Raw genomic sequence first — 12852 nt, 5'->3', positions numbered from 1 at the left:
TTCAAAATGGATTAATAGGATAAGCCGTGACCAAATGGGTAAAGGATTTCACCTTGTCCAGCTGGGATTGTGACTGGCAGCTTCCCGCTCGGATTGATTTCACCGAATATGGCTGCAGCGGTCGCGTTGAAGCTTGCGGTACGGAACCCATATTGGGCAATATAGGCATCCACCTCTGGATAGGACATGATGTCATATGGGTTTCGGATGGCGACCGCAATTGCTGGTGCCTCATAGTTCGCAATCAGGTCATTGATTCGCTGCATTTGCGGATGGCTTGGCAATCTTTGTGCCACATTCGATGTATGGCTGCCGATGATGATATAGTCCGCTTCGCGAAGCTGCTCTTTCTGTGGCTCTGTCAACTGATAATCCGCTGGCAGATTGATGACACTTGTGTTCGTATGCTTGCTCTTTATGGCATTGAATAAGTCTTGGTTATAAGTCGCTCCGATGACAACAAGCTTTGCTGAATCCTCCAGGCCACTTAATGGAAGGACATCATCATTTTTGACAAGCGTGATGGATTTTTCAGCTGCTGTTTTTTCGATTGCTTTATGTTCCGGGGAACCAACGGTTTGAACGGCCTTCGCGATTCGTTCTTCAAGCGGTTCAGGTGATTCTTCCTTGAAGATGCCGCGCTTGATTTTCAAGGAAAGAATCCGTTTCACCGAGGCATCAATTCGTTTTTCCTTAATTTCTCCACTAGCGATGGCCTCAAGCAAGCCCGCCCTCGAAGCCTCAAGACCAACCGGCATGAGCACGATATCTGTTCCAGCCTTAACGGACATGATAGCCGCGTCAACGGTTCCGTAATGCTCAGTGATGGCGCCCATATTCATGGCATCCGTGACAATCAATCCGTCATAGTTCATTTCCTCCCTGATTAGCCCGGTCAGTATTCGATGAGACAGTGTAGCAGGCAAGGAGATTTCCTCTCCTGTCTTCTTCGAAATCACCTTTGTTTCATCGATTTTAGGGAAGGTAATATGGGCTGACATGATGGCATCGACACCCGCATTCATCGCCTGCTGGAATGGATAGAGCTCCACTTCCCTTAAGCGGTCCATCTCATAGGGAACTTCTGGCAGTCCTACATGGGAATCAACCGCTGTATCACCGTGCCCCGGAAAATGCTTCGCTGTTGCAATCGTGCCAGCTCCTTGCATCCCTTCAATATAGGCTGTACCAAGCTCCGCAGTCAGCTCGGGGTTTTCGCTGAAGGAGCGGACGCCAATGACTGGGTTGTCTGGATTATTGTTGACATCTAGTGTTGGAGCGAAGTTCGTGTTGATGCCGAGTGAAGCCAGTTCCTCTCCGATAGCGCGTGCTACGTCTTTCGTAATTTCAGCGGAGCGAGTCGCGCCAAGCGCCATATTTCCAGGCATGTCTGTACCTGATTGAAGCCTTGTCACGATTCCTCCCTCTTGGTCGATGGAGACAAACATCCCGTACTTTTCTGACGCCTGCTGATAGGCATCTACCAGTCTGGCGGTTTGCTCAGTCGTGACCACATTCTCGCGGAAAAGGATAACACCGCCCAAGTCGAAATCCTTAATTTGCTGTTCGATTTCCGGAAGCATCTCCGTTACATTTTGGCCGTTCCAATTCCGATAATCAGGCATAAGCATTTGCCCGAGTTTCTCTTCCACCGACATCTTGCTGATGGCATAATCAGCGATTTTATAGCGCTTATGCTTCATTGTGCGGAAGGACGCTTTTCCCCTTTTATCGACTACTAAAAAGGCAGTATCGATTTTCTTGCCTGATATAGAGAGAATTGGTGCAATCCCAGATTTCCCCGTCAGCGTCAATTCTCCATCGGAGGATATCCTTGCTACCTTTTTATTAGCCGCAGACCATTTCACATCATCGGTCTTGGTAAAATGACCGTCCTTATATACCTTAATCGCTTCCATCTGTACCGTTTTTCCACTTATCGTTTTATCAGCTTCAGGCAGATTTTGATAAATGACCACATCACGCACATCATCCTGCGGTTTTGGCGGTTTCTTCTTGGATGGACTGCTGAAACCGGCTGTCACGATTACGCTTATCGCAAGTAATAGCAAAAACCATTTTCTTTTCCTCAATATAAGCCCTCCCCATTTAATCTTTTCTTCGTTCAAATCCATCAGCTTCAAATTTCAGCTTCTTCTTGCCGTGCTTTGTCTTTAAGCTGGCATCCTGTACATACCAGCCGCGCCCATTCACGCTTGCGTCCGTCTTATAAGAAAAACGAATGAATTTCGTGCCGGCAGGAATCAAAGCTTTCTCCTTATCCCAATCATCACTCTTTCCGGTGAAGCTTCTAATGCTCGTAAACGTCTTTCCATCCTCAGATATTTCCACATCCCCCGAATCACTTCCATCTTCAATCCGGAACCACGTGCTAAAGCTTAAAGATGCTTCTTCTTTTATGTCTACTTTGGCCGTCAGCGTGTTGTTCAATTGGTCGCCATAGCCGGCAAACCATGTCTCGCTTCCTTTCTTGACGTGAACAGGGATGCTGTCCCCGACCACTCTGGCGAAGCTTCGTCTTACGGGGTTAATGGAAGGCGTGTTGCGGGTCGGATGCACCCGGTTGGTAAGAACAATCGCGATGGTCTGATTGGCGGGACTCATCACTAATGCCGTTCCTGTGTAACCCGTATGACCGGCAGAGAAAGTATCAGCGAGCGAATCCATATACCAGCCTTGATTCAATTCGAATCCGAGTCCATGGTCATCCCCTGGGAAAGCTGTATTGTAGTTCTTCATGATTAAGTCAATTGTCTTCTTCTTCAGGATGCGTACCTTTCCATATTTGCCGTCATTTAGATAGGCATGGGCGAGAATGGCCAAATCCTTGGCTGTGGAGAAAACACCGGCATGTCCGGCCACACCTTCAAGCGACCAGGCATTCTCGTCATGGACCTCCCCCCAGACAAGCCCGCGGCCAATATTTGGCTGGTATTCAGTGGCAGCAATTCGTTTCTTTAATTGGGCGGGCGGATTATACATCGTGTCTTTCATGCCAAGCGGGTCTGTGATGGCTCTCTTGACAAACTCATCCTGTCTGAGACCGCTCCATGTCTCAACCAGCGCTCCTAGCGTAATCATATTTAAGTCACTGTAAAGATAAGTTGTCCCCGGCTCATTGATCAATCCGTGACTGAGAACAGATTGGATGCGGCTTTCGCGTGTTCCCTCTTCCGCATATAAAGCTTTTCCGGCAGCGAATCCAGACGTATGAGTCAAAAGCTGCCTGATGGTGATATCCTCCTTGCCCTTTGCTGCGAATTCAGGCAGATGCATCGCAACGGGATCATCCAGCTGAAAATGCCCATGCTCATAAAGCATCATGACCGCAGTCGTTGTAAAAAGCTTGCTGATAGATGCTACATCAAATATTGTATCCGTTTTCATTTTGACAGGCTGCTCCATCTCGGTGAACTTATCATCCGTATAAACAGCCGCATAGCCATAGGCATCTCTTTGAACGATATGGCCGCTTCGTGCGACAAAGGTGACGGCGCCTGGGGTTAAGCCGCTCTCGATGTATTGCCCGATTGCCCCGTCAATATCATTAAGGGCAGACTGTTTCATGCCGGCCATTCTGGCATTCGACGGTATAAGAATCGGGAGCACACGGCCTGGCTCATCCCAATAATGGGCCGACTCGGAATGACCTTTCGCATTTGTCATCATTTGACCTCCGGACGGGATAAATACCGAAACAGCAATAAGCGTACTCAGCACAATAGGGGTTCTTTTTTTCATATCGTTCCTCCTCTTATTTAGATGACAAAACGAAAGAAATGAAGTTGATGAATATTTGACTCAAGGGGAAGGGTCTCCGGGGAAGTTCTGGGTGGATTCCTCTATTTTCAGAATACCCTTATTTTACTAATATTTCCATCTGACATAAGTACTTGTTTGTCTCGCAAGCTTTAGGTCAAACTTATGTTTTTCATCAACAAAGGACAATCTTCTACAAAATACCCCCATCCTTAATGCTTACGTGTCACTTGCATCATCCTCTTCCCATTCTATGCCTCAACCTATGTCCGCTTTGATACTGCATAAAATGACAATTTGCTATAATGATATTGTAAAGGGGGATCCATATGCTGCATCACATTGAAATCAATGTAAGTAATTTGAAGAAATCTGCAGAATTTTGGGGATGGTTCTTACATGAGCTGGGATATACTCCATTTCAAACATGGGATAAAGGATTCAGCTATAAGGAAGGGAATGCCTACATCGTGTTTGTGCAAACCGAGGACAGATTCATGGATATCCCGTACCACCGAGGAGGCACCGGTCTCAATCATCTCGCCTTTCATGCTGAATCTAAGGATCAGGTAGATGAAATGACGAGAAAACTAAAGGCGAGGAGCATCCCGATTCTATATGAGGACAAGCATCCATATGCAGGCGGGCCTGAGCATTATGCTGTTTTTTTCGAGGATCCGGATAGGGTGAAGGTGGAATTGGTCGCTGAATAATGAATGACTGCCCCGCTTTATTGCGAACGACAGTCATCTTTTTTATTATTGACTCTTCTCACTCTGAATCAATAAATAGACCATAGAGCCCCAAAAGAGGATTTCAGACATTCGAAATATGTTTACCAAACTATCATTCATTTCCCCATAACCAAATAGGATATGAGCAAAAGTGCCGATGCCACCCAATATCATCAGAATCAACGCAATAAGCAAGTTTATCACACTTTCTCCACTAGAGTTAAAATCCTGCAATGACAGTCTTGAGCAAAAGGTTTCTTGGGTGCAATCGATTTAACATCATTAACCTCAAAAGGTGGCTATCGAATAGATTGTATAGATGTATCTGTTTGGATATTCGCGTTTCTTTCTTTTAATTCACTTATGAACGCAGTTTTATTTTCCGGAGAAATAGAGACGAAATCATATTTACCATAATAAATCTCTATCTTGTGCATTGACAAAGCCGGGGCTGTAAAGGGATTTTTTGTTTCCCTTATCCGGTAGATTTCGTCCATTAGAATTTCCTTCTTAAAGGGGCCGGATCGTATGATGAGTGAATTCCCTTCAATCCTGTATCCAGTTTTGGACCAAATCCATATTAAAACCAACCCGATTGGAAATAAGACCATGATTTTTATCCATTGCTTATCCAGGAAATCAGGGGTCATCCATACGCCAAAATCAGGTAAGAAAACAGGCGGGATCATAAAAAACCCAGCACATAGCCAGATAATTATCGTCATCCACCAATCTTTCTTTGATGGGAAATACATCTTGTCACTTCCTTTTATGGATAATGTTTTTCTTGCAGACCTAATCTAGTCAAAATCAATTAAAATGTTATCAGTACTTATATACATGAGGGCAAATACAGCAAGCATCCAGTAAAAGAATCTAAAAGATAGCGCCATTTCTCTGATCTACTCTCTCCTTCCACTACTATATTCGAAACGTTTTCAGGAATTGCATAAATTCAATTGTCTTCGCATCTCTATCCTTCATAATGGCATATGTACCGGCACTCGGCAGATTGGTTAATGCATGACATGGGACCTCCATGACGCTTCCCTCTAAGAGTTCCCTTCTGACGGTTGAGGCTGGCAGAAAGGAGACACCGAGCCCTTCGATAATAAATCGCTTCGTTATATGAATCTGTGATACTCTCATCATCTTCACCCTAGGATATCTCAAACGGATTTGCTTCTTTAATCCCTCCCAGTATACCGGGTGATTATCCGTGAGAAGAAGGTTCTCGGTGAGGATTTCCTCCTCATCAGGCAATGGCCCCCTTTCAGCGTCCATGCCATCATGCCGGGCAATCAAGAGTACAGGGTCGTTGTAGAGCGTTTCGTAATGGACCTCCGAATGATTCGGAACGAGACAGGATAAACCGATATCCACCTGATCATCAGATACCTCACCTTCTATATCCACAGAATCGGTCACTTTTACCGAGACTTCCATCTCCGGGTGCTTGATCATGTATTTCTTCAGCACATAGGGAAGAATCGTATCGGCAACCAAGGGAGAGATGGCGATTGCAAGCTTTGATGTGTAACGCTGCCGAAAGGCTTGCATATCATTCATCCCTTGCTCACAGTCATCAAGAATTCGCTTTGCATGGATGATGAATCTCCTCCCCTCCCTCGTCAGCTTCACCCGTTGGCGTTCCCGGTCAAAAAGCTTAACCCCAAGCTCCTGTTCCAAATGATGAATATGGACCGTTACTGAAGGCTGGGATATATACAAAAGCTCGGCTGTCTTTCTGAAATTCCCGCATTCAGCCGCTGTCAGGAAAGTTTGAAGCCAGGTGAGCTCCATTTATCCACCCCCATTAATAAAAAATACTAATCAATTCAATTAAATTTATTTAATATTCCTAATAATAAGAATTATATACAATTACTGTAAATACAGAAAGGGGTAGATGAAATGAAATATCCAGGATTAAAAGGTGTCATTGCCGCTGAGACGGAAATCAGCCATATTGACGGGGTTAGGGGAGAATTATGGTACAGGGGCTATGATGTGCGTGACATCCTCGAAGGCGCAACCTTTGAACAGATCGCCTATCTCCTTTGGAACGGTCGCTTTCCTAACGAGGAGCAGCTGGCCTGCTTGACAGCTTCATTGAAGGAGGCAAGGGAATTGGCGCCTTATATGAAAAGTATCCTTGAACAATTGCCAGAAAACATGAACATGATGGAGGTTTTGCGCACCGTCATGTCTGCTGAAGGAATATCAGATTACCAATGGAAACCTACTTCTTTACAAGCAATCCGGCTGACTGCGATTGTCCCTGTCATCATCGCCTATCGTAGTAGATTGATAGAGAATAAGGAACCAATCCTTCCTGAACAGTCTTTCAGCCATGTAGAAAATTATTTGTACATGCTGAATGGAACCATACCGACGCAAGCCCAAGTAAACGCCCTGGAATCCTATATGGTCTTAACGATGGAGCATGGGATGAACGCCTCGACCTTCGCAGCAAGGGTCACCTCCTCAACCGAATCCGATATGGTCTCCGGCATCACCTCTGCCATCGGTACGATGAAGGGACCCTTGCATGGCGGAGCGCCGATGGGTGTCATCGAGCTGCTTGAGGAAATTCAGGAGGCAGGCAATCTGCGTGCCGTTCTGCAGAAAAAGCTAGCGCAGGGAGAAAAGCTGATGGGCTTTGGCCATCGGGTCTATCAAACACTTGATCCAAGAGCCCTGGCACTTAAGGAACGCCTGCTCCCGTTTGCGGGAGGCGACCCATGGCTTGACCTCGCCATCGAGGTCGAGGAAGCAGCCATTGAGATGTTAAAGGAATGGAAGCCAAACAGAGCCCTATACACGAATGTCGAATTTTACGCCGCTGCCATCATGAAGGCGATAGACATGGACCCAGAGCTCTTTACCCCAACCTTCACCGCAAGCCGCATGGTCGGCTGGACCGCCCACATCTTAGAACAGGCCCAAAACAATACCATCTTCAGACCGGAAGCACACTTTATTGGTACACCGCGAAAGTTGCCTCAAGAATGATAAGTATGCTATTTCCTTTATATTGAGATAAGAACATCAAAAAAGAAGATGACATGCTCAGGTATGTGTCTTTTTAGCAGGCACCATAAAGAAGTATACAAGCAAATATTTTAATAACTTAAAAGATATATCGTATAATGATAGCCATATCTAAATATGAATAAGGGAAGTCCCCATTACAAATAAGCCTAGATTGTTTGGACTTATCGGATATGGGGCTTTTATTATAAAATGAGGTGTTTACGATAATCTATAAAGCCTTAGCTGATAGTGTCGAGATTAAAATGAATGGACCCAGACCAAATTTAATCAATTATAGCCAGGATCTAACACTTATTGGGACAGGCAGGAGTGCTTATGTATTCAAAATAAAAGAGAAAGCCTTGGCCTTAAAAGTATACTTTCCTCAAAAAGAGAAAATTGCTGTTGAGGAAGCGATGATTTACCGTAAATTGCAGCATATAGAGTACTATCCGACATTATATGATAGTGGTAAAAATTATATTGTCATTGATTATATTGAGGGCCATACATTGTTCCAGTGCTTAGAAAGAGGTATTTTTGTACCAAAAAAGAGATTTCAAGAAGTAAGTGAAGCTTTAGAAATGGTGAAGGAAGTCGGTTTAAATCCTGCTGATATTCATCTTAAAAACATCATTCTTACTTCAAGCCACGAGGTAAAAGTAATTGACGTTGCCCGATTCATGCAGCAGGAACAAGATAATCAGTGGAAGGATCTAGAGCGTGCCTATCATCAAGTGTACTCGAAATTTTATTTCCCTAAAAAAATTCCTACGTTCATTCTCAATTTTATTTCATTCATTTATAAAAAAAGATTTCTTCCAAAACCAATACGAGTTTTACTTGATCCTACTGAATAGAAATTGTATGCCCGGTACAATCTAAGCCAGAGGGGAATAAATCATATGAGACCGTAATCAAATTGCCTTAAAGACATCCTGAATACACATGGTTTTTGGATGGAATGCGCGGAAAAGGATACTATTAAATGAGTTTGGCCCCGACCGTCTTTTCGTAAAATTCTATCGGCCCTGCCTGCTCAATCACTGCATAGGCATAACCCCGTTCAGCCATATCCAGTAAACTTCTATGCAGCAATTCCTTTCCGGCCGAGCTTAACCGCTTTCGGCTAGAGGTTCCCATCGGACCAAACATCCCCTTTTTCTCCATATCAAAACAGGCAAAGCCGATGATTTCCCCTTTCTCTTCGGCTAGGAATACAGGAAGCTGACCTCTCGCTTGAAGATGGTCTATCCTTTTGATCCAGCGGTCTCCAAACTCAGCTTGTATGAATCGTTTCAACTCCGGCATATCCGCATACACCGCTCTGCGGATTGAATTTTTATAACTCAAATCCTCTTTCCTCTTAACAACTGCCAGTTGGACGATCATATCCCTCGGCACGCAAGCTATTTGGATGATGGCTTCTTTCATCTCCTTGGTCAACATATCATTCACCACATTATCTATTTCTACTATACTCTCAATAAGATGTCCCTCATTGATAAGTGTTTGGCGATAGTATTTTCTTTTCTCATCTGCTTTTTCAAATATGTTTTGGATATCCACAGACCCTTGATGATGCTTTTTGAATTGGCGAAGATAATCAGGTCCTAATTGGCTCTGCAAATAGAGGTGTATTTCTCCGCAAACGCCCGTAGACTCCCTGCAAGCTGCCATAAACAAATGATGCGGACAGATAACCCCATCATCATATTCAGCAGCTAGTTGAAGGATTCGGTTTCCTCTATTAGTAAAATGATAGTTATCTAGTTCCAAGCTGTTTGCCTCCTAATTCCTTATATTAATAGCCCCCTGATATTCTGGTCATCAGGGTCTGACCGCACTGTTTATATCCATTTCTTTAGATTAATGTCCCGAAGAAAAAACGGACAAATTAACTACCTGTCCGCTTAATCATTCTCTATAAAATCACAATTTCCTTCAGTTTACTTATATGTTCTTTCCTATTATCACTCTCACACAAGGCGGAAATGACCGCCACTCCATCCGCTCCAGCTTTCAATGGAATATAGGCATTGCTAGCCGTGATGCCGCCAATCGCTACAATCGGCAAATCCGGAAACAAAACTTTAGTTTCAGCGATCAGGGCAGTCCCTGCAGGTGGCGGGGCATTTTCCTTCGACTGTGTTCCAAAGACCGGACCAATCCCGACATAATCAGCCTTTGCGTGATAGGCAATCTCCGCCTCATCTCTGGAATGCACGGATACGCCTAGCCATCTCGAACCAATTCGTTCACGGATTTTCTCCACTCTGCCATCCTCCTGACCGATATGAAGACCATCGGTATCCAGCTTCAGCGCAAGCTCGACATCATCATTGACGATGAACGGCACGCCATATCGTTGGCAAAGACGCTGGCATTCTCTTGCCAGGGATTCATATTCCGCACCCTTTTTAGCGCCTCTGCCCTTCTCCCTGAACTGGAACATCGTGATACCGCCCTTCAAGGCGTCCTCTAAAACGTTAAGAAGGTTGGATTCCTTAACATTGACTGATCCCATTACAAAATAGATCTGCAGCTGTTCATGCTTCAACGATTTCCACCTCACATTTCTCCTGATTTAGCTTGTAGGCAAAATGATTCGTCGGGCCATTACCGCTTCCGAGCCCAAGTTCCTGTTCAATCGCCTGCTGGATGAAGTGCTTTGCTTCGAGAATGGATTCCCCTACGGTCCTTCCTTGCCCTAAAAACGCTGTGATTGCTGCCGAAAAGGTGCAGCCTGTCCCATGAGTATGCCTCGTTCTGACTCGCTTTGTCGTCATCTTAAAGGAACGGCCATTGGCAAAATAAACGGCGTCCGTCGCAAAATCCGGGTTATCCATATGCCCGCCCTTTATGACGACGCAACCTGCCCCTAGCTCAAGCAAATGCTCTGCCGCCTTTTCGACTTGACTGTCATGGCGGATGGACATCCCCGTCAAAACCTCGGCTTCGGGTATGTTTGGCGTAATGACCGTACTAAGCGGAATCAAATGATCCCGCAAGTCACGCACAGCCTCCATCCCGAGCAATTGTGCCCCTCCCTTTGCGACCATGACCGGGTCCACAACAAGCTGCAAGTCTCTCTTTCTCAGAATCTCCGCTATCTCTTGAATGATTTCACCGGAGGCAAGCATCCCGGTCTTGACTGCTCGCACAGGCAAATCATTTAAGACTGCCTCCGCCTGCGACCGGACAAATTGCGGAGTCGTTGTCAAAATATCATGAACACCCATCGTGTTTTGAGCGGTTAAAGCTGTAATGACGGAAGTACCAAACACCCCCAGCTCTTGGAACGTTTTCAAGTCAGCCTGAATCCCTGCACCGCCGCCAGAATCAGATCCGGCAATTGTCATCACTACATTCATGCTTCCCCCCTCCCGCTCGCATGGACAAATAATCGATCCAAAAAGGCAGCTTGAAAAGAAGCTGGATAAGGACTTGTTTGATAGGCTTCCTCACTTGCTTTTTTATACAGGAACAGTCCTTCAGCAAGCCTGTCTAATCGATGACTGTCACATGATGCCAGGATGGCTGTGCAAACAGAGCTGAGTAAGCACCCGCTGCCCGTGACTTGAGTAATCATCTCATGTCCGCCCTCTACCCAGCGTTCTCGTTCACCGTCCGTGAGATAATCCTTCTCTCCGGTCACAATAACTAGGCATCCATGTTCCAATGCTACCTTTTTTGCCTCCCTTTCCAGATGAATGGCTCCCGTGCCGCTGTCCACTCCCTTTTGCTCCCACTCAGCTCCCACGAGTGCAGCGAGCTCGCCAAGATTACAGCGAATGGCATCAATATGAACCTCTTGAAGTAACTCTCTTACTGCTTCCTTCCTATACGTGGCAGCCCCGACAGCGACCGGGTCAAGCAGTACAGGCATTCCCCTCTTATTGGCAGCCTTGCCCGCTTTCAGCATCGCCCGCCTCATCTGCGGATTAAGGGTGCCGATATTGATGGAAAGCGCCGATGCCACTTCGACAATCTCCTCCACCTCATCCGGTCCATCCGCCATAACCGGTGATGCCCCAATCGCAAGCAGTCCATTTGCCTGGAGATTGGCCGCTACATAATTCGTGATGCAATGAATGAGTGGATTCCTATCCCGGACTTGTGTGAATACAGTTGTTCCTTCAAATAAATAGTTCATCTTCTCTCCTCCATTTTGTCGATGGACGCAAGAAAGAAAAAGCCCCTCTATCTCACTAGCAAGAATAGAAGGGCCTAGCATCAGAATCGCTTCTGATGTTTATTGCTCCCTACGCCAGTATTAACTAAGACAGGTTCTAAGGGTCAGGTTTTAACCTTCTCAACTCCATAAGAGTCCCCCCGCAATCAAATTATTTAGTTTTAGGAAACAAATAAAGCTCTCCAAATAATAGATGGAGAGCTAAAATATACACAAATTAAGGCGTGTTATACTTTGCTCCCTACGCTAGTGTTAACTAAGTCAGGTTCTAAGGGTCAGGTTCTACCTTCTCAACTCCTAAGAGTCCCCCTGCAAATCATTTGATTGGTTTTACCTTATCAAAATCTTGTATCTTTTTCAATAATATATGGAAAATAAAAAACATATTGATTAATTATTTTACATAGTTTACCATATAGTTAAATTATTTTTAACCGAATAAAAATATATAACAGAGGAGCGAAAAAATGAAACCCATGTTAACCTTGACGGATTTCAGCCAAATCAAAGCCCTATCCGATCCTTTTCGGGCAGAGATTATGATGCGTCTCATGGAAAAACCTTATACAGGCCAGCAATTATCCGAGCATTTCGGCATGTCACGAGCCAAGATTCATTATCATATTAAGGACTTAGAAAAAAACGGGTTAATTGAAATCGTATATACCGAGGAAAAGAACGGAATCATCCAGAAGTTCTATCAATCAGTCGCCGCCGGATTTATACCGGCCGATCAACTATTACCATATAAAGAGGTTAGCGAATCTGCCAGGCAGTTAATCTTACAAATGAATGAACGATCTAAAAAACATATCCTGTCTGCTCCCGAGGAATCCTTTATCATGGATAAAGCTTCAGAAGACCCTTCCGAATGGAATTTTGTCGGTTCACTTTGGGAATTCACTGCAACAAGGGTGCAATTTCAAGCATGGGTTAAAAAATACCATAATTTGATGAACGAATTAACTAGCTTGGCAAAGGACGCTGAAAAGAATCCTGACAGTAAGGTGTACTTTGTTTCCACTACTGCCCTGCAGATTGATGAGCCATCCATGGATCGATATAAGGAGAAAGAAAAGAATCAAGATTGATTCTTTTTTTATCACC

Annotated in this window: 12 protein-coding genes and 2 riboswitches; of the genes, 4 read left to right on the top strand and 8 right to left on the bottom strand. The window is 44.9% G+C overall.

Translation table 11 applies throughout. The features are described from left to right. Positions 1–11: 11 nt before the first annotated feature. Entirely contained in the window at positions 12–2135 is a 2124-nt protein-coding gene (locus tag CYL18_RS02070; RefSeq protein ID WP_104848330.1) for a glycoside hydrolase family 3 protein, read from the bottom strand. Next, a complete protein-coding gene (locus CYL18_RS02065; protein ID WP_104847798.1) occupies positions 2110–3762 on the bottom strand; it encodes a serine hydrolase domain-containing protein in 1653 nt (550 codons plus the stop codon). The genes CYL18_RS02070 and CYL18_RS02065 overlap by 26 nt, the downstream gene beginning before the upstream one ends. Before the next feature lie 347 nt (positions 3763–4109). Between CYL18_RS02065 and CYL18_RS02060 the strand changes: the two genes are divergently transcribed. Next, on the top strand, positions 4110–4493 hold the full coding sequence (locus CYL18_RS02060; RefSeq protein ID WP_104847797.1) for a VOC family protein: 384 nt from the start codon (positions 4110–4112) through the stop codon (positions 4491–4493). 320 nt (positions 4494–4813) lie between these two features. On the opposite strand, the gene CYL18_RS02050 is transcribed toward CYL18_RS02060, so the two are convergent. After that, positions 4814–5269, bottom strand: coding sequence for a PH domain-containing protein (locus tag CYL18_RS02050; RefSeq protein ID WP_104847795.1), 456 nt, complete (start codon positions 5267–5269; stop codon positions 4814–4816). A gap of 166 nt (positions 5270–5435) precedes the next feature. Beyond that, positions 5436–6317 (bottom strand): LysR family transcriptional regulator, encoded by an 882-nt coding sequence (locus CYL18_RS02045; protein WP_104847794.1) that lies wholly within the window; start codon positions 6315–6317, stop codon positions 5436–5438. A gap of 111 nt (positions 6318–6428) precedes the next feature. Here CYL18_RS02045 and CYL18_RS02040 point away from each other — a divergent pair, with 111 nt between their 5' ends. Then, positions 6429–7529 carry a citrate synthase/methylcitrate synthase gene (locus CYL18_RS02040; protein ID WP_104847793.1) on the top strand — a complete coding sequence of 367 codons (1101 nt, stop codon included), beginning with the start codon at positions 6429–6431 and terminating at the stop codon, positions 7527–7529. 284 nt (positions 7530–7813) lie between these two features. Then, on the top strand, positions 7814–8410 hold the full coding sequence (locus tag CYL18_RS02035; RefSeq protein ID WP_104848329.1) for a protein kinase domain-containing protein: 597 nt from the start codon (positions 7814–7816) through the stop codon (positions 8408–8410). A 124-nt stretch (positions 8411–8534) separates the two neighbouring features. On the opposite strand, the gene CYL18_RS02030 is transcribed toward CYL18_RS02035, so the two are convergent. The 4 genes from CYL18_RS02030 to thiM form a co-directional block, all read right to left on the bottom strand. Then, positions 8535–9329: a GNAT family N-acetyltransferase gene (locus tag CYL18_RS02030; protein ID WP_104847792.1), complete on the bottom strand. Its 795-nt coding sequence runs from the start codon at positions 9327–9329 to the stop codon at positions 8535–8537. 145 nt (positions 9330–9474) lie between these two features. Then, the gene (gene thiE, locus CYL18_RS02025) at positions 9475–10110 is read right to left on the bottom strand and encodes a thiamine phosphate synthase (protein WP_104847791.1); all 636 of its coding nucleotides are present in this window, start codon (positions 10108–10110) and stop codon (positions 9475–9477) included. Further along, the gene (thiD, locus tag CYL18_RS02020; RefSeq protein ID WP_104847790.1) at positions 10100–10924 is read right to left on the bottom strand and encodes a bifunctional hydroxymethylpyrimidine kinase/phosphomethylpyrimidine kinase; all 825 of its coding nucleotides are present in this window, start codon (positions 10922–10924) and stop codon (positions 10100–10102) included. The genes thiE and thiD overlap by 11 nt, the downstream gene beginning before the upstream one ends. Then, positions 10921–11706, bottom strand: coding sequence for a hydroxyethylthiazole kinase (gene thiM, locus CYL18_RS02015; RefSeq protein ID WP_104847789.1), 786 nt, complete (start codon positions 11704–11706; stop codon positions 10921–10923). The genes thiD and thiM overlap by 4 nt, the downstream gene beginning before the upstream one ends. A gap of 89 nt (positions 11707–11795) precedes the next feature. Then, a riboswitch (TPP riboswitch) is annotated at positions 11796–11897 on the bottom strand. 69 nt (positions 11898–11966) lie between these two features. Continuing rightward, positions 11967–12066, bottom strand: a riboswitch (TPP riboswitch). Between the two features lie 146 nt (positions 12067–12212). Between thiM and CYL18_RS02010 the strand changes: the two genes are divergently transcribed. Then, on the top strand, positions 12213–12836 hold the full coding sequence (locus tag CYL18_RS02010; protein ID WP_104847788.1) for an ArsR/SmtB family transcription factor: 624 nt from the start codon (positions 12213–12215) through the stop codon (positions 12834–12836). Positions 12837–12852 lie beyond the last annotated feature (16 nt).

It is taken from the genome of Pradoshia eiseniae, assembly GCF_002946355.1.
Lineage (GTDB): Bacteria > Bacillota > Bacilli > Bacillales > Pradoshiaceae > Pradoshia > Pradoshia eiseniae.
Note: the sequence above shows the minus strand (reverse complement) of the source record. Positions and strands in the feature narration are given on the sequence as shown.